Raw genomic sequence first — 16,550 nt, forward strand, 5'->3', positions numbered from 1 at the left:
CTTTATATAAGAGAAAAATTTGTATAATCAGCCATCATAAAAAGGACAAAATTTGCAAAAAGTAATATTAGTAGGCAAGCCAAATGTCGGCAAAAGCTCACTTTTTAACCGCTTAGCAAGAAGACGCATCGCCATAACAAGCGACGTTAGCGGCACTACAAGAGATACAAACAAAGCTAAGATCGAAGTTGAGGGCAAAGAGTGTATATTAATCGACAGCGGCGGGCTTGATGATAGCAGCGAGCTTTTTAAAAACGTAAAAGCAAAGACCTTGGCAGAGGCTAAAAACTCAGACGTTATCCTCTACATGGTCGATGGCAAAATGATGCCAGATGACGAGGATAGAGCCATTTTTTACGAGCTTAGCAAGCTAAATTTACCAATCGCTCTAGTCATAAATAAAATCGACAGCAAAAAAGATGAGCAAAGAGAGTGGGAATTTGTAAATTTTGGCTCGAAAAACTCATTTGGAATTTCAGTAAGCCACAACACTGGCGTCGATGAGCTTAGCATCTGGCTGGCAAAGCACCTAGAAGAGAAAGTGCAGATAAAGGCCGATACAAGCGATGATTTTGATGATTTTTTAGAAAACTATAACGACGAGGGCGAACTAAGCGACGAGATAGACTATGAGAGTAAAAACATAAGAGTTGGCATCATAGGTCGCGTCAATGTCGGCAAAAGCTCACTTCTAAACGCCCTTGTAAAAGAGAGCCGCGCCGTTGTTAGCGACGTCGCAGGCACTACGATCGACCCAGTCAATGAAATTTACGAGCATGATGGCAGGGTTTTTGAGTTTGTCGATACTGCTGGTATCAGAAAGCGCGGCAAGATCGAGGGTATCGAGAGATACGCACTAAATAGAACTGAGAAAATTCTAGAAGAGACAGACGTGGCGCTACTAGTGCTTGATAGCTCTGAGCCGCTAACTGAGCTTGACGAGCGTATCGCTGGTATCGCCTCGAAATTTGAGCTTGGCGTCATCATCGTGCTAAACAAATGGGACAAAAGCAGCGAAGAATTTGACGAGCTTTGCAAAGAGATAAAAGATAGGTTTAAATTTCTCTCTTACGCGCCGATCATCAGCGTCTCAGCACTTGGTGGCAAAAGAGTGCATAAAATTTACCCACTCATAGTTGAAATTTACAAAAACTACACCCAAAAAATTCAAACATCAAAGCTAAATGAAGTGATCGGTGAAGCGACCAAAACGCACCCACTGCCACGCGACAAAGGTAGGGTCGTGAAAATTTACTACGCAGTGCAGTTTAAGACAGCACCTATCATGATAGCGCTCATAATGAACCGCCCAAAATGCCTGCACTTTAGCTACAAACGCTACCTAACGAACAAGCTTAGAGAGAGCTTTAACCTAACTGGCGTGCCTATCGTGCTAATCCCTAAAAAACGTGGAGAGAGCGATGAAAACAAAGAACAATAATATCGTTTTGATAGGGTTTATGGGCGTTGGCAAGGGCACAACCGCAAGGGCTTTAGGCAAGGCGCTAAAGACGATGAACCTTGACTGCGACGACTTGCTAGAGAGCTCGCAAAACATGAAGATAAAGGCTATCTTTGATGAATTTGGCGAAGAGCATTTTAGGCAGCTTGAAAAGGATCTAGCTAAATTTCTAGCTACAAATGTCAAAAATGCGATCATCTCGACAGGTGGGGGATTTGCAAAGGTTAAAAATTTAAACAAAATAGGCACTGTGATCTATCTAAAAGCAAGCTTTGATGCGATCATGCAAAGGCTAAAAAATAGCAAAAATAGCGAGAAAAAGCTCGCCAAACGCCCACTTTTAAGCGACCTAAAAAAGGCTGAAGCGCTGCATCTGGAGCGAGAGAAACTCTATGAGAAAAAGGCTGATTATATCGTTGAAGTAGAGGGCAAAACTCCAAAGCAGATCGTAAAAGAGATAAGGATACTTTTAAAAGTTTAGTTGCAAAGTGGCGAGAGCTGCTTGCAACGATAAATTTCAAGATCAGGCTGGATAGCTGTCTAGTGTGGTGTTGGAATTTGTGATGTTTGAGCTAAATTTAACGTTTTGTAGTTAGAAATTTTGGCGAAATTTTGAGATAAATTTGCTTTACTTTGATAGAGCGTTAAAGCAGCAAATGTTGTGTAGTCAAATTTTAAGATCAAGCTAGACACATAAAGTCTAACGTGATGTTAAAATTTAAAAAGCATTTTGGCGAAGAATTTTTTGTTTAGGCGAGGCGAAATTTTGTTTTTAAGTGAGGGCTAGCAAGCTAAATTTTAAGATTAGATTAGATACAAAAGTCTAATGTAACGTTAAAATTTAAAAAAGCATTTTGGCGAAGTGTTTTGAGATGGTTTTTGCTTCACTTTGTTCGCAACGCTAAAGCGACAAATGTTGTGCAGTTAAATTTTAATCAAGACTAGGCATTTAGCCTGTCGATGATTAAAATTTACAAACTCATTTAAAGGCGCTCAAAAAAACGAAGCCAAAATTTGAAAGGATAAGATGAGAGTATTAACCGGCCTCCAACCCTCCGGCAAACTACACCTTGGCAACTATTTTGCCTCGATAAAACAGATGGTTGATATGCAAGAAAAAAACGAGATGTTTATGTTTATAGCAAACTACCACGCGATGACCAGCCTTAGCGACGGCAAAGCGCTAAGGCAAAACACTTTTGACGCTGCGTGTGCCTTTTTGGCGCTTGGGATCGACCCAAACAAGAGCATTTTCTGGGTGCAAAGCGACGTCAAAGACGTGCTTGAGCTTTACTGGGTGCTAAGCCAGCATACGCCTATGGGGCTACTTGAGCGCGCGCACAGCTACAAAGACAAGGTCGCAAAGGGCCTTAGCTCGCACCACGGGCTCTTTAGCTATCCGGTTTTGATGGCGGCTGATATCTTGCTTTATAACGCGCAGGTCGTGCCTGTGGGCAAGGACCAGATCCAGCACGTAGAGATCGCACGTGATATCGCTATCAAATTTAACAACGAACATGGCGAGATTTTTACATTGCCTGAGGCAAAGATCGATGAAAATGTCGCTACCGTGCCTGGCACAAACGGCGAAAAGATGAGCAAAAGCTACGGCAACACTATCGATATCTTCGCAGACGCCAAGACGCTTAAAAAGCAAATTTCAAGCATCGTGACTGATGGCACGCCGCTTGAAGAGCCAAAGCAGTGGCAAAACTGCAACGTCTATAACATCGCAAAACTTTTCTTAGATGAGAGCGGACAGCGCGACTTGCAGGCTAGATATGAGCGTGGAGGAGAAGGTCACGGACACTTTAAAGCCTATCTAAACGAGCTTGTTTGGGACTATTTTAAAGATGCAAGAGAGAAATTTGAATACTATCAAAACAACCCTGACGAGGTGGCTAAAATTTTAGATCTAGGCGCTAAAAAAGCTCAAAATGTAGCTCACGAAACGATAAAAAAAGTGCGTGAAGCAGTTGGAATTTACAGATAAGGAAAAATATGCAAAATTTATATCCCTACGCGCAGATAATTCACCTTTTTTGTGCGATCATTTTTGTTGGTTATCTATTTTTTGATGTGATCATATTAAGAGCGGCGAGCAAAAAGATGCCGCCAGAGCTTGCTCAAAAGGCAAAGCAAGCCATCGGCTCAGTAGCTGTTAAAATCATGCCTATTTGCGTGCTACTTTTAGTTTTAACTGGTGGCATGATGATGAGTAACTGGGTCGGCAGCAAGGCTGGAGGCTACTTTGAGACAAATTTACAGATCGCTTTTATGATCAAATTTTTCTTAGCGATGGTGATCGTGGCTGCGGTTATAACAAATTTAAGCTGCAAATTTATATTTAAGCGCCCTAGCCCACTTGGCAACATCCACCCTATCGCACTTACGCTTGCGGTGGCGATCGTCTTGCTTGCAAAAGTTATGTTTATGGTTTAAGGAGAGGATAATGATAAATTTAAAACTACTTGAGACAAACTACGATGAATTCGTAAAAAAACTAGAGGGCAAAAACGTTAAAGCTAGCTTGCTAGACGAGCTTTTGCACACTTTTAACGAGCTAAAGCAAAAGCGCAAAGCGCTTGAAAATTTCCAAGCGATCCAAAACGCAAAGAGCAAGGAGCTTGGCGTAAAAGCAAGAGCTGGTGAGGACGTGAGCGAGCTTAAGAGCGAGCTAAATTTAAACAAAGCTGCCCTTGCTGACGCTGATGAGATCGTTAAACAATACGAAGAAAAACTTGAGCAAATTTCATTTAGCGTGCCAAATATCACCGACGATGACGTGCCATTTGGCAAGGACGAGGACGATAACGTCTGCATAAAAACGGTGCTAGAGCCAACTAAATTTGACTTTCAGCCAAAGGAGCACTGGGAGCTAGGCGAGAGCCTTGGCTGGCTTGACTTTGAAAGAGGTGCAAAGCTCTCAGGATCTCGCTTTACCGTGCTTCGCGGCATGGGAGCAAGGCTTAGTAGAGCGCTTGTTAATTACATGATCGACTTTAACAGCGCGCGCGGCTTTGAGCTTGTAAATGTCCCTTATCTAGTAAGCTCAAACACACTTTTTGGCACTGGTCAGCTGCCTAAATTTGAAGAGGATCTTTACAAAGTGCGCGACGAGGATCTCTACCTCATCCCAACTAGCGAAGTGCCTGTAACAAATTTATACAATGACACGATCATAGAAGCTAGCGAGCTGCCTATAAAGATGACTTGCTACTCAGCATGCTTCCGCCAAGAGGCAGGCTCAGCAGGACGTGACACAAGGGGCATGATCCGCCAGCACCAGTTTGAAAAGGTCGAGCTTGTAAGCATCACAAAGCCTGATCAAAGCGAGGGCGTGCTTGCTGAGATGATATCTTGCGCGAGCGACTTGCTAACTAGCCTTGGTTTGCCTCACCGCCACATGCTTCTTTGCAGCGGCGATCTAGGATTTAGCGCAGCAAAGACGGTAGATCTTGAGGTTTGGCTACCAGGTCAGGGCAAATACCGCGAGATAAGCTCTATCTCTAATACTCGTGATTTTCAAGCAAGAAGAGCAAAAATTCGCTTTAAAGATGGCAAGAAAAATATGCTTGTAAATACCCTAAATGGCTCAAGTCTGGCAGTTGGCAGGACGCTAATAGCGATAATGGAGAACTACCAAAAGGCTGATGGCACTATCGAAATTCCAGAAGTTCTTAAAAGGTATATGTAGTGGCTGATGACGAGGTTGTAGTTCTAAAACCACCTGGCGAGCAAGCAGAGCAAGCGCCTGAGGAGGCAAAAGCCGAGGCGCCTGAAGAGATCGTCTCGCTTGAGAGCATCGCAAGTGATGGCGTGTTGCAAGATGAGAGCATCCCAGAGCCAATACCGGTAAAAAAGAGCAAGAAAAAGCTCTTTATCATCATCGGCGCAGCTGCTTTGGTGCTTGTCATCTTGATAGTTGTTTTGTTAGTTGTTTTGCTAAAAAAAGATAAAAAAGAGGAGATAGACACTACAGCTATCGTAAAAAATATAGAAAACAACTACCAAACGCAAAATTTTGGCGCTTCAAAGATCGATGAGATGATAAACAAGGCCAACCAGCTCTACGAGCGTGGCAATAAATTTGAAGCGTTAAAAATTTATGAAAACATAGCTGTCTATAACCAGTCACTTTCAAACTACAACCTCGGCGTTTCGCAGATGAAACAAGAAAAATGCGACGAGGCTATCATCTCGTTTAACAAAGCGATAACCGACCGCGAAAATACCGCAGTTAGCGCCATAAACGCCGCTGTTTGCTCGCTTGAGCTAAATAACACCAAAAATTTCAACTACTACATAGGGCTTGCGGACTCCTTTTTGCAGTATGAAAACAGCTCGCCACTTTACAGCTACTACTATGCGCTAGTTAATTATTACAAGGGTAATTACTACGAGGCGCTGCAAGCTCTCTCTCACCCTAGCACAGAGGACTATAAGGGCGAGTATGCCTACCTAAGCGCTAAAATTTTATCGCTTCTTGGCGATGATGAGAGAGCCATAGCTAAGCTTGAGGGGCAAAAGGCGTTTAAGGCTGACTTTACGCTAGCGCAGCTCTACGCAAGGCTTGGCAAATACGACAAGGCAAGGGACTATCTAACAAAGGCTTCTAAAAACACGCCAAATATCGATCTTATCAAGATGACTGAGGCGTTAATAGATCTAAAAACGGCTGATTATGGTGACGCGGCAGCATTTATCAAAGACGTTTATGACTACAATGCCTCGATGCCAAGTAAAATTTACAAGATAAAGACCATACTAAAGCCAGATCTTTTTGACGTCAGCCTAGCTCAGGCGCACTTTAGCGACGATATGTTTTTTGATAGAACAAGACGCTACGAGACACTATTTTACTTCGCACCTTACAAGGTTTTTGATGCAAAACAGAGCATCGAGCAGATAAGAAAAGGCGGAGTTAGCGTCTTTTTAGACGATACCTCAGCGGCAAATGACTACCTTAGCCAAAGTGCCGCCGCCTCAAAGGTCAATGCCAAACTTAGCGAAGCCATCGCAAAGGCACTTAACTACCGCTTAAAAGAGGCAAACAAGGACTTTGAAGAGCTTGCTAAGGCCTATCCAAACCACTCTATCTTGCAGTACAACCTAGCTCTTAGCTACGCTCAGCTTGGAAATTTTAGCCTTGCAGCAAAGCACTTTATAGCAAGCTATCATCAAGATGTAAATAACCATCTTTCAGGTATCTTTGGCGCGATCTGCATGGATATAAATAGAAATTTAAATCCAAAACTAGTTGAAGAGATCGGCGAAAATTTAGAAAACGACAAGAGCCTAAAGCCTGTAAATTTATATGCCTCGCTTTTAAGCCTAGTTAGTGGCAACCAAAGTGCGATGATAAGGTGGCTTGAAGAGCCAAAAGAGCCTACGACGCTAAATTTAGCCTTTGATATCATCACCGCTAAAATTTCAAACAACGATGAGCTAATGTCAAAAAAAGCTGATGAGCTCATGAAAATTTTGCCAAACGACATCATCGCAAATATCTTAAATTTCATCTCTAAAAACAAAGATCAAAACATCAAAGAGTACGCAAAAGCAATACAAATTTACTTTAACGATAAAAATCTCGACTCAAATGCCTTTTATCACGGCGCTGACATCATCAAAAAGCAATACATCAAGCTACTTCAGATCTCAGGCCTGCTAACAAGGGAGCGCGATAAGCTAAGAGCCGAGCTAAAAGAGGCTCCAAAAAATATAAATTTGATCCAAACTCTAGCCTACGTGGATATCTTTACAAATGACTTTGATGAGAGTTATAAGCTTTATAATGAGGTCATAGACGAGTTTAAGATAAATGATGCTGGCACGCTCTTTTTGGCCTCTGTGGCCGCCACTGGAGCGAACAAAATAACAAACGCGATCGCACTTTTGGAGCTTACAAAGCTAAATGATCCAAGCGCTGTTGAAAACAGAGCCGCCCTTGGCTTTATGTATCAGCAAATCGATAACATCAAAGCCGCACTTATACAATACAGCAAAGTAGGAAACGTAGAATATAACAACGAATTTTATGATTTTATGATAGACAATTAAAAAAATTTAAAGCTAGGTCTTTAAAAGCCTAGCTTTAGATAAATTTCTCTACCTTTGTGAGACGTTATAAAAAAAGCTAACGATCTGTTTTGCTAGGCGCTCTTTGAAAAATGGCCAGATGTAGCTTGGCGAATAGACATTGCCAGCTTGCATGAGCGAGATATTTGTCGCTTTCTCACCGCCATCTTTTGGGCGCACTAGCACGCTTACTTGCATGTAGTAAGCATAGCTGTTTGTGCTAAAGTCGTCATCATAATCATCATAATCAAACGGGAAAAACATCGAGTAGCCAAAGCCAAAACTTGGTCTGCCGAATCCATATCCCATGCCCATTGAAAATCTAGGATCTCTTTTGGTTGTCCTAGAAAAGCTTTGCACATCGCCAAGGATGATGAAGTCGGCATTTTTGATATTTGGCTCATTTCTAAAGCCAGCCTTTGCAAATTCGCTTAAAATTTCAGCATTTACATCTTGTCCAGTCGCACTATTTTTAAAATTTACATATACGCTTTTGTTTGCTTCTCCAAGCGTAAAAAAGATCGGATCACTCGTTTTTACTGAGATATTTGGCGTGCTGCTAGCACATCCGACAAAAAACACCGCCAGAACAAATAAAAAGAAATTTCTCATCTTCACTCCTATAAGAGCGATCTTATAGCACCTTCAAGCACACTTTTTGGTGTAAGACCGATAAATTTTGATCGCATCTTACCATCTTTATCAAAAAAATAGATAACTGGCACGCCCATAACGCCACCAACTGCCTTGCTGAAGTAATCCACTGAGACCTTGTCGCTTGTAGTTTTAAAGGTGATGTTGTGCTCTTTTAAGATTTCGATATCCTTATCAAAGCCCTTACTAGGCCCTAAAATGCCAATGAACTGAACCTCTTTGCCATACTCTTTTTCAAGTGCGTTTAGATCAGGGATCGCAGCCTTGCACACTCCGCAGTCCGTGCCAAAGAAAAAGAGCATATATGGCTTATCGCCTATCTTTAGGCGCTTTTCGGTAGGGAAAAACTGCGTATCGATGCCACTTGAGTCATTTAGAGTGATGTGGTGCTTCTCATACTGCTTGACGCAGCCCAAAACTAGGGCTGAGACTAGGCATAAAAGTAAAATTTTATATCGCATTTGGCACCTTTGGATTTTCGATAGTGCGGATCTTCTCTAGTTTGCCGTGTCTTAGATAGACGATCTTATCGCCATACTCACCAAGATCTGGGTTGTGCGTGACTAGAAGTATCGTTTTGCCCTCTTTTCTTAGCTTACAAAATAGATCAAGTATGATCCTCTCATTTGCCTCGTCAAGGTTACCAGTTGGCTCATCTGCTATTAAAATTTCAGGGTCGTTTATGAGCGAGCGCGCGATACAAAGGCGTTGCTGCTCGCCACCACTTAGCTGACTTGGTCTGTGCGTTAGCCTGTGAGAGAGGCCAACTGCCTCAAGCGCCTTTTTAGCATCCTCTTCATCGACTGAGCTGTGATAATACTGCGCTATCATCACGTTTTCAAGCGCGCTAAGATACGGCACTAGGTGAAACTGCTGAAAGACAAGTCCGATCTTTTCACGTCTAAATTTAAGCGTATCATCGGCATTTAGGTTGCTCGCATCATCGCCGCCAAGCATATAAACGCCACTACTTGGAGTATCCATTAGAGAAAGGATATTTACAAGCGTACTCTTACCACTACCACTTGGCCCCATGACGCTGACCCACTCGCCTTTTTTAACCTCAAAACTTATATCATCAAGTGCTTTTACATCGCCAAAAATTTTACAAATATTTTTAAGTTCTAGTGCATTTTGCATATCATTCTCCTCTTAGTGTATCTGCCATTTTGTTATTAAGTGCCCGCTTAATCGGGTAAAACGCTGCGATCGCTGCAAAAAGAAGTGATATGACCACAGCTACTGGGATGCTTAGAATTCTAAAATCAATACTAGAATCAAATATCGCATAACCTAAAATTTGAGCTAGTAGATAACCTAAAAACGCTCCGACTAACGCTGAGATGAGCGCTGTCACAAATGTTTCAAAGCCAAACAGCCTTAGCACGTCTTTTTTGCTTGCGCCTATGGCTCTAAGAAGTGCGATCTCACGTGATCGAGAGAGCAAGATAGCACTAAGCGTTGTATTTACGCACATTGAAGTGATAAGCAAGATGACAAGGCTGACAAGAGCCATTAGAAGTTTGATCTTCTCTAAGATATAGCCCTCAGACTTTGAGACCTTTGCCACTGGTTTTGCGACTATTTCATCGTTGCTTATAGTCTTTGCAAGTGATGTTATCTCGTCAAAATTTCCAAGCACAACAGCTTCAGCATAGTTTGTCTTGCCAACTTTGTTTGAAATTTTCTGAGCCAAAGATAGTGACGTGATCAAAAGAGCGTCCTCTTTATCGCCACTTGCCACTACGCCTTTTATCTTTACATTTATGCTCTCATTTGAGCCAATGGCACGAATTTCTATATCATCGCCTGCTTTAAAGCCAGCTTGACGAGCAAGATCGACGCCTATTAGCACGTTTTTATCGTCAAAATCGACATTTATCATAGTTCCATCTCTAACATCTAAAAACGGCTTAACCTTTTTTAGATTGCTAAATTTTGTCCCCATTACGATGGCATTTGTTGGACCGATATTTGCCTGAGCAAAGAGATAACCGCTCTCGCCTAAAAGCTTATCTTTTGGCACTTTAGCGATCATTTCATTATAAGTTTTTTCACTCATATCATCACTTGTCGCCATATCTTTTGGAGCAAAGATCATATTTGCACCATAAGTTTTTAGCTCGCGTGAGACCTTTGAGTCGATGTCCAAATAGACATTGACAAATGCCGCGCACACGCACGCTCCAAGTAAGATCGAGATGACGATGACCATAACCCTTGATGAGCCATTTTTTAGGCTTTTGTAGATCAGGTTGTAAAAGAATTTGCTATTTGCGGTCATATAGCACCTCCGCAGGTAGTAAATTTATGACGTTTCTCATTGGCATTAGCGAGCCAACGACTGAGATGAGCAAGGCAAATGCCACGCTAATTGGCAGCACGATCCATGCTATGCCTATGCCGTGAGAGAAGATGATGTAAGACATCACGTAGCTTAGCGCGTATCCTAAAAATGCTCCCGTGATGCCTGCAAAAAAGGCAACCACAAGGCTCTCGCTAGCAAAAAGGGCGTAAATTTCAAAGTTACTTGCGCCTATGGCTTTTAAAAGGCCGATCTCTTTTTTGCGGCGGTAAATTTCACTTGTCATTAGCGACGTTATGCCAATAGCTGAGACCACAAGAGCGATGATACTAACGATGCCCATTAGGCTTTGAATTTTCTTTACGATATTACTCTCAGCATCACTTACTTGAAGGCTTGCCTTTGCGCTAACGTTTGGTAAATTTTCTTCTATCTGAAATGCGATAGATCCTGCATAGGCTGAGCAGTACCATTTGTCGTACTCTGCGCTATCAAGATTGTCTAAATTTCTTCTTGCTTTTAGCGATAGGTCGTTTTCTGGGATCGTCATGGCTGAGACCTCAGCTTTTGTGTATGAGCCAGCGTGTCCTGAGAGATCGCCAGCAAGTTTGAGCGAGCCTATTAGCTTATGTGCCTCATCGCTTGCCCCTTTTAAGATGCCAACCACGCTAGCCTCTTTTGTGCCATTTTTGCCTACAAGGCTAAGCTTGTCACCAACTTTTAAATTTTTAGCCTTAGCAAGCTCATCTCCTACTAAAATTTCATCCATGCTTTCATCTTTTGGCCAAGCGCCCTCAACACCCCAAAATCCATACAAGCTCTTAACGCCTGTGCTAAATTCTGGCTCGTCTTTTAGTCCGATATTTTTATCAAAATATGTCCCCTCAAAGCTAAACTCATCGCCCTTAGCGTCTTTTACCTTTGCCTCTAAAAATGGAGCAAAAGCGACGATGTTATTTCGCCAAAAGATCTCTTTTATCTTGTAGATATCAGCCTCTGGGAGTAAATTTTGTGATTTTAGTGGGGTGAAATTTTTACCCTCGATCTCGATGCTCAGGCTCTCACCGCGTGGCAAAACGACGATATTTGAGCCATATCCTCTAAGCTCGCTTGCCACTTGATCGCCGATTTTTAGCGTGATATTTAGCATGCAAGCTATCAAAAGAGCAGCTAGTAAGATGGTGATAAACGCCATCGTCTTTTGCACCTTTGAGCCAGTGATCGAGCTTTTTATCATTCTTAGTTGCATATTTTTCATTTTAACGTTCCATTTGTTTCTACATATTTTTCTGGATTTGCTTCAAATTTCGCCTGAGTTTCGTTGCTCTCAAAGAAGTATGTGCGTCCGTAGTATAAATATGATCTTGAATCAAGATTGCTCACCTTTTTGCGACTAACTGGGTCAAGCACCATCTTTTCGACGACCTTGCTAAAGTAGTTTGCCCCTGCGACGATCGTTTTATAATCAACTATGATATTTTTACCATCAAAGGTAAATGCCATAGGGATCGGGTTACAACCGCCCTCTTTACCAACTGACGGCAAGAAAATTCTGACATTACAAGAGATGCAGATAAGGTCGTTTCCTTTCTTGATATAGCCCATGTCGCCGCAGATCATGCACGAGTCAAAGACGATGACTGGAGATGGGCGGTCACTAAAACGGTTTAGCAAGAAAAATCTTATCTGTTTGCCCTCATCTGTGATGTAGGCAAATCTGTGAAGTTCATTATCTTTTAACATATCAACATCAAATATAAATTTATCTCCCACTGGCTCAACCAAGATCGGCTCTGAAATTTGAGGTGGGCGAGATGCGTAAAGATCAAAATAAAGTGAAAATCCAAGCGCTATTAAAACGCTACAAAATGCAAATTTTGCATTGTCAAAGACATTTTCCCTAATAGCTTTTGTAAAGCGGTATTTGATAGAGCCAAACGTGCTCTTATCGATACTTTTTGGCATAAAGCAAAGCGCGATGATACATAAAAGTAGGATCACTACTATGTAAAAATAGGCACTAAATTCTGTGACGTAGATGCCTTTTGCGCTGATAGATAAAATTTGAGAATTTAGCTCGCTACTTATCTTTAAAGCGCCTGCACGCAAAAGCTCAAGTGCAGTTTGTGAGCTTCTATCAACTAGTAAAAATACTAATGTGATAAGAGCTAAAATTTTAGCTATTGATGATGGTATGCTTGCTTTTAAATTTGAAATGAAGAAAAATAAAAATAGTATCAAGATCATCGCAAAGATCATCAAAAAGAAGCTTATGACTGAAAGCGTGTCAAGCAGTTCGCCACCAAATAACGGGAACAAAGCGCTACTTGAGCTATAGCCAAAGCCAAAGCCGATGCCTAAAATAGAAAACGTTACGATTTTTGCTATCTTAAGCTCGAAAAATATCCATAAAATGCTAATTAGTAAAAAAACTAGTGTCACAGAATCTATGAAAATTTTAAACTGATCATCAACAAGCGCATGACGAGCAGCTTTAAAGATAAGCACACCAGCAACAACGCCAAGAAATGACGGTAAAAAGATCGTTTTTAAACTTTTGCCATTGTTATTTAAGGCAGCAAAAAGCGTAAATCCAAGGAGGGCTAAAAAGACCTGATAGAAGTAAATTGACATAACTAAACCCTATGAGAATTTTTAAAAAGGGGCGAGAACGCCCCAAAGTGATTATTTAACAGGACCACCTGTCCATTGAAATTTATAAGTTGTTGTGAAAGGCTCAAACCATTTACCAACACCAGTCTCTTTGTCAGCGTGGCGACCAAAGCCTTGTTTTTCTGGATTGTCGATGTGGAATTTAAGCTCATAGTTACCAACGCCTGTATCCATTTTTACGTTAGCACCGTAGTGTGGGCCATCGCTTGCAACCATTGGCATAAATGTACCTTTTTTAGTTTTACCATTATCAAGGTTTTTTAGCTCATAGTTGATCTTTAGGTATGGGATCCACTCGCCTTCGCCAAAGCCGTTTTTGTTGCCTTTTACAGCGTGGATGTCAGCTTCTAAGTGAAGATCAGCCAAGCTTGGAGCTAGATCAACGCCTTTTGGCTCCATGTCGATTGGCTCAAGATAAACAGCAGCTATCTCCATACCATTAGCCTCTACAGGCTCGCCGATTGGGTGCTCTCCAGCAAGTGCAAAACCAGCTGCTAGACTAAGTGCTAGAGCTGAACTAAGAATTTTATTCATTTCCTCTCCTTTTAATAAGATTAGTTTTTATTTTGTTTTGATTTCATGATAACGATACCTATAATTAGGGCAAGCACCATAATGATTTGAGGTATTAAACTCTCGTAATATGGCATAAGTCCTAGCCAGTCTCTCATCCAGTCAGGAAAATTTAGTCCTTTTATGATAGTTGGGATGAAAATTTTGCCCTCAACTAGCTCGCCAACGCCCTTGCCAACAAAGACGATCGACATGTAAAAGATGATAGCTGATGTAAATATAAAAAATGGCTTAATAGGAATTTTAATAGCGAAAATTTTAAATAAGAAATAGACTATCAAAAGAACGATAAGACCTACAACAAAGCCAGCTGCGATCATTAAGTAGCCAGCTGAGTCTTTTGCATCAAAGATAAGCGCTTGATAAAATAGCACTGTCTCAGCGCCCTCTCTAAATACCGCTAAAAATACAGTCCACCAAAGCGCTGTGCTTGAGCCACTTGAGATAGACTCAGATACGTGAGATTTGATATAGTCGTTCCATTTTTTAGCGCCAGCATTTGAAAGAAGCCAGAAGCCAACATAAAATAGAAGTCCCACAGCAACAAGCATCGTGATGCCTTCCATAAGCTCTCTTTTTTGACCTGCTGCCTCGCCAAAGATGACGTTCATTATCCAAGCCATGACAAAGCTTAAGATGACAGCTACGCCAACTGAGCTATATACAACCTTGCCCATAGCTTTTGCATTGCCAGTTTTTACAAGATATGCAACGACGGCTGCAACGATAATAAGAGCTTCAAAACCCTCTCTTAAGATGATAGTTAGCGCCCAGATAAATAGCGTCCAAGGTGAGCTTGAACCGCTAGTTTTCTCAAGTGCAGCTGCTAGCTGAGATGACATCTTGCTTGCACTCTCTTCAAGTGTTTTTTCGTCTGCACCTGATTTCATAAGGGCTACAAGGTTACCAAATGTAGCTTCGATAGCTGTTTTTAAATTTACATCTATCGCACCTACTTTGTTCTCCATACCGCTACCTTCAAACTCATCAAAGTAGATGTCTTGGATATCGCCCATAGCTTTAGCGCTATTGCCACCTTTGTAAAGCGCGATGGCTGCTTGAATTTTGTCATTTATGTTTTTAACAGTTTGAGTGTAGTCTGTGCCACTATCTTCGCTGCTATCGCTAGATGCTGCACTACTCATATCAACTTTTGCTAGTTTTACTGTTTCAGCTGGAAGTTTTGCAACGGCATCATAAGCTAACTTTTTGATCTCTTCTAGCTTTACTTTAAAGTCATCTTTGCTTATGCCATTTGTGATGCCACTGATCGCTTCACCCATCTTTCTTTGGATGTCAGCATCTATGCTTTTGCCATTTTCTATATATTGGCGAATGGCGATTTCAAGTTGAGTGTTTCTATAATCATTAAATTTAGCATCTTGGATAGAATTTTTAGCATCATCTTGTTTATCGCTCTCGTAGCTTGCTATGGCTTTATCCAAAGTAGCTGATAAATTTTCAAATGCTACCTTCCACTCAGGGATAAATTTAGAAATGTCATAGCCACTTGCAGCAGCTTGTGCTGGGCTGTCTGAATACTCACCAACAAGCTTATGTCCATTTAAAATAACTGGCAAAACTTCAGCGATTTCGCTATTTATCTGATCTATTCTTTTTTGCACATCATCTGGTGCTTCGCCAGCTTTTATCGCCTTTCTGATCTCGCCAAACTGCTTCTCCATAGAGTAAGCTTTTTTCTGACCTAAATTTATTCTGATGCCAGCTTCGACATCTTCAAACAGACCAAAATAAGCATTTTGAGTATCGCTAACTGCTTGCTCGACGTTGCCAGCTCTATACTCTGTTATTACCTTTTGTAATGACTCTTTTATCTGAGCTGCGACTTGTGTGTAGTCGTCATTTTTTGCTACAAGCCAGATAGGCAGTAGCATGATAAGCATAAATTTAAAAAATTTATTCATTAGTTAAACCACCTGTGAGATTATTTTAAAGTGAAATATTACCAATGCTTTACTTTGATTAAAATAAAAACGATTATCATAAAAGAATGTAAATTGAAAGTATAAATAATATTTTTTACAATCTAATAATCAACTTTACGTAAATTTAGGGCTTTAGAGGGTTAGAGTAAAATTTCATATCGAGATAAAAAAGTTATATATTTTTGCTAATTTCAATAGATAAGAAAAATTATTGATGAAATTTTAGATTATAAAAATCATAAAAATAATTTAAATTTTATAAATTTAAAAGGAGAGCAAGCGCCCTCCTTAGTGTTATACGTTTAGTCCTGTATTTCTTAGCATAACGCGTTTGCGATATACATTTGAAACCTCAGCAGCGTCGCCAACTAAAAGCGCGTTTGTAGAGCAGATAGCCGCACACATAGGCACTTTACCCTCAGCCATTCTATTTTGACCGTAAAGCTCTCTCTCCTCGTGTGAGTTAGTTGGCTCTGGACCGCCTGCGCACATAGTACATTTATCCATTACGCCTTTTACGCCAAATGCCCCATCTTTAGGGAACTGTGGCGCACCAAATGGACAAGCATATAAGCAGTATCCACAGCCTATGCACTTGTGTTTATCGTGAAGCACGATGCCATCAGCTCTAATGTAGAAGCAATCAACCGGACAAACTTGCTCGCAAGGCGCGTCGGTGCAGTGCTGGCACGCGATAGTAGTTGATACCTCTTTGCCCTCGATACCATCGTGAAGCGTGATAACCTTTCTTCTATAAATTCCTACTGGAAGCTCATGAGCAGAAGAGCAGGCGACTTGACATCCAAAGCAGCTGATACATCTATTAGTATCTACAAAAAATTTCATTCTTGCCATT

General features: G+C 41.2%; 16 protein-coding genes. 6 read left to right on the top strand and 10 right to left on the bottom strand.

Annotated features, from left to right (window positions below):
- Positions 1–52 precede the first annotated feature (52 nt).
- Positions 53–1,441, top strand: coding sequence for a ribosome biogenesis GTPase Der (gene der, locus G6W43_RS05755; protein WP_194169343.1), 1,389 nt, complete (start codon positions 53–55; stop codon positions 1,439–1,441).
- Positions 1,422–1,943, top strand: coding sequence for a shikimate kinase (locus G6W43_RS05760; protein WP_194169344.1), 522 nt, complete (start codon positions 1,422–1,424; stop codon positions 1,941–1,943). The genes der and G6W43_RS05760 overlap by 20 nt, the downstream gene beginning before the upstream one ends.
- A gap of 59 nt (positions 1,944–2,002) precedes the next feature.
- On the opposite strand, the gene G6W43_RS05765 is transcribed toward G6W43_RS05760, so the two are convergent.
- Entirely contained in the window at positions 2,003–2,155 is a 153-nt protein-coding gene (locus G6W43_RS05765) for a hypothetical protein (RefSeq protein ID WP_194169345.1), read from the bottom strand.
- 334 nt (positions 2,156–2,489) lie between these two features.
- Here G6W43_RS05765 and trpS point away from each other — a divergent pair, with 334 nt between their 5' ends.
- The 4 genes from trpS to G6W43_RS05785 are packed head-to-tail and all read left to right on the top strand — an operon-like array spanning position 2,490 to position 7,525.
- Positions 2,490–3,455, top strand: coding sequence for a tryptophan--tRNA ligase (gene trpS, locus G6W43_RS05770; RefSeq protein WP_149712467.1), 966 nt, complete (start codon positions 2,490–2,492; stop codon positions 3,453–3,455).
- Between the two features lie 8 nt (positions 3,456–3,463).
- The gene (locus tag G6W43_RS05775) at positions 3,464–3,904 is read left to right on the top strand and encodes a copper resistance protein CopD (RefSeq protein ID WP_149701267.1); all 441 of its coding nucleotides are present in this window, start codon (positions 3,464–3,466) and stop codon (positions 3,902–3,904) included.
- Between the two features lie 10 nt (positions 3,905–3,914).
- Entirely contained in the window at positions 3,915–5,159 is a 1,245-nt protein-coding gene (gene serS / locus G6W43_RS05780; RefSeq protein ID WP_194169346.1) for a serine--tRNA ligase, read from the top strand.
- Positions 5,159–7,525 carry a tetratricopeptide repeat protein gene (locus G6W43_RS05785; protein ID WP_194169347.1) on the top strand — a complete coding sequence of 789 codons (2,367 nt, stop codon included), beginning with the start codon at positions 5,159–5,161 and terminating at the stop codon, positions 7,523–7,525. The genes serS and G6W43_RS05785 overlap by 1 nt, the downstream gene beginning before the upstream one ends.
- A 48-nt stretch (positions 7,526–7,573) precedes the next feature.
- Here G6W43_RS05785 and G6W43_RS05790 read toward each other — a convergent pair whose 3' ends face one another.
- The 9 genes from G6W43_RS05790 to fdh3B all read right to left on the bottom strand — a co-directional run bounded on the left by G6W43_RS05790 (position 7,574) and on the right by fdh3B (position 16,549).
- Entirely contained in the window at positions 7,574–8,155 is a 582-nt protein-coding gene (locus G6W43_RS05790; protein WP_009294895.1) for a hypothetical protein, read from the bottom strand.
- An 8-nt stretch (positions 8,156–8,163) separates the two neighbouring features.
- Positions 8,164–8,658, bottom strand: coding sequence for a TlpA family protein disulfide reductase (locus tag G6W43_RS05795; RefSeq protein ID WP_009294896.1), 495 nt, complete (start codon positions 8,656–8,658; stop codon positions 8,164–8,166).
- Positions 8,648–9,337: an ABC transporter ATP-binding protein gene (locus G6W43_RS05800; RefSeq protein WP_004317741.1), complete on the bottom strand. Its 690-nt coding sequence runs from the start codon at positions 9,335–9,337 to the stop codon at positions 8,648–8,650. Before G6W43_RS05800 ends, G6W43_RS05795 begins: the two co-directional genes overlap by 11 nt.
- Position 9,338: 1 nt before the next feature.
- The gene (locus tag G6W43_RS05805; protein WP_103617881.1) at positions 9,339–10,481 is read right to left on the bottom strand and encodes an ABC transporter permease; all 1,143 of its coding nucleotides are present in this window, start codon (positions 10,479–10,481) and stop codon (positions 9,339–9,341) included.
- Positions 10,468–11,760 (bottom strand): ABC transporter permease, encoded by a 1,293-nt coding sequence (locus tag G6W43_RS05810; protein ID WP_103607795.1) that lies wholly within the window; start codon positions 11,758–11,760, stop codon positions 10,468–10,470. The genes G6W43_RS05805 and G6W43_RS05810 overlap by 14 nt, the downstream gene beginning before the upstream one ends.
- On the bottom strand, positions 11,757–13,136 hold the full coding sequence (locus tag G6W43_RS05815; protein ID WP_103607794.1) for a Fe-S-containing protein: 1,380 nt from the start codon (positions 13,134–13,136) through the stop codon (positions 11,757–11,759). The genes G6W43_RS05810 and G6W43_RS05815 overlap by 4 nt, the downstream gene beginning before the upstream one ends.
- A gap of 51 nt (positions 13,137–13,187) precedes the next feature.
- Positions 13,188–13,709 carry an iron transporter gene (locus G6W43_RS05820; protein ID WP_009294901.1) on the bottom strand — a complete coding sequence of 174 codons (522 nt, stop codon included), beginning with the start codon at positions 13,707–13,709 and terminating at the stop codon, positions 13,188–13,190.
- Positions 13,710–13,729: 20 nt separating this feature from the next.
- Entirely contained in the window at positions 13,730–15,673 is a 1,944-nt protein-coding gene (locus G6W43_RS05825) for an FTR1 family iron permease (RefSeq protein ID WP_148789871.1), read from the bottom strand.
- A 315-nt stretch (positions 15,674–15,988) separates the two neighbouring features.
- Entirely contained in the window at positions 15,989–16,549 is a 561-nt protein-coding gene (gene fdh3B / locus G6W43_RS05830) for a formate dehydrogenase FDH3 subunit beta (protein WP_021084543.1), read from the bottom strand.
- Between the last annotated feature and the right edge of the window lies 1 nt (position 16,550).

The organism is Campylobacter concisus (assembly GCF_015229965.1).
Lineage (GTDB): Bacteria > Campylobacterota > Campylobacteria > Campylobacterales > Campylobacteraceae > Campylobacter_A > Campylobacter_A concisus_BD.

Excerpts from the sequence above, each read along its gene's own strand:
- G6W43_RS05800 (WP_004317741.1), bottom strand. The coding sequence starts at position 9,337 with ATGCAAAATGCACTAGAACTTAAAAATATTTGTAAAATTTTTGGCGAT.
- fdh3B (WP_021084543.1), bottom strand. The coding sequence starts at position 16,549 with ATGGCAAGAATGAAATTTTTTGTAGATACTAATAGATGTATCAGCTGC.
- G6W43_RS05795 (WP_009294896.1), bottom strand. The coding sequence starts at position 8,658 with ATGCGATATAAAATTTTACTTTTATGCCTAGTCTCAGCCCTAGTTTTG.
- G6W43_RS05760 (WP_194169344.1), top strand. The coding sequence starts at position 1,422 with ATGAAAACAAAGAACAATAATATCGTTTTGATAGGGTTTATGGGCGTT.
- G6W43_RS05790 (WP_009294895.1), bottom strand. The coding sequence starts at position 8,155 with ATGAGAAATTTCTTTTTATTTGTTCTGGCGGTGTTTTTTGTCGGATGT.
- G6W43_RS05825 (WP_148789871.1), bottom strand. The coding sequence starts at position 15,673 with ATGAATAAATTTTTTAAATTTATGCTTATCATGCTACTGCCTATCTGG.
- trpS (WP_149712467.1), top strand. The coding sequence starts at position 2,490 with ATGAGAGTATTAACCGGCCTCCAACCCTCCGGCAAACTACACCTTGGC.
- G6W43_RS05775 (WP_149701267.1), top strand. The coding sequence starts at position 3,464 with ATGCAAAATTTATATCCCTACGCGCAGATAATTCACCTTTTTTGTGCG.
- G6W43_RS05815 (WP_103607794.1), bottom strand. The coding sequence starts at position 13,136 with ATGTCAATTTACTTCTATCAGGTCTTTTTAGCCCTCCTTGGATTTACG.
- G6W43_RS05805 (WP_103617881.1), bottom strand. The coding sequence starts at position 10,481 with ATGACCGCAAATAGCAAATTCTTTTACAACCTGATCTACAAAAGCCTA.
- G6W43_RS05810 (WP_103607795.1), bottom strand. The coding sequence starts at position 11,760 with ATGAAAAATATGCAACTAAGAATGATAAAAAGCTCGATCACTGGCTCA.
- G6W43_RS05820 (WP_009294901.1), bottom strand. The coding sequence starts at position 13,709 with ATGAATAAAATTCTTAGTTCAGCTCTAGCACTTAGTCTAGCAGCTGGT.
- serS (WP_194169346.1), top strand. The coding sequence starts at position 3,915 with ATGATAAATTTAAAACTACTTGAGACAAACTACGATGAATTCGTAAAA.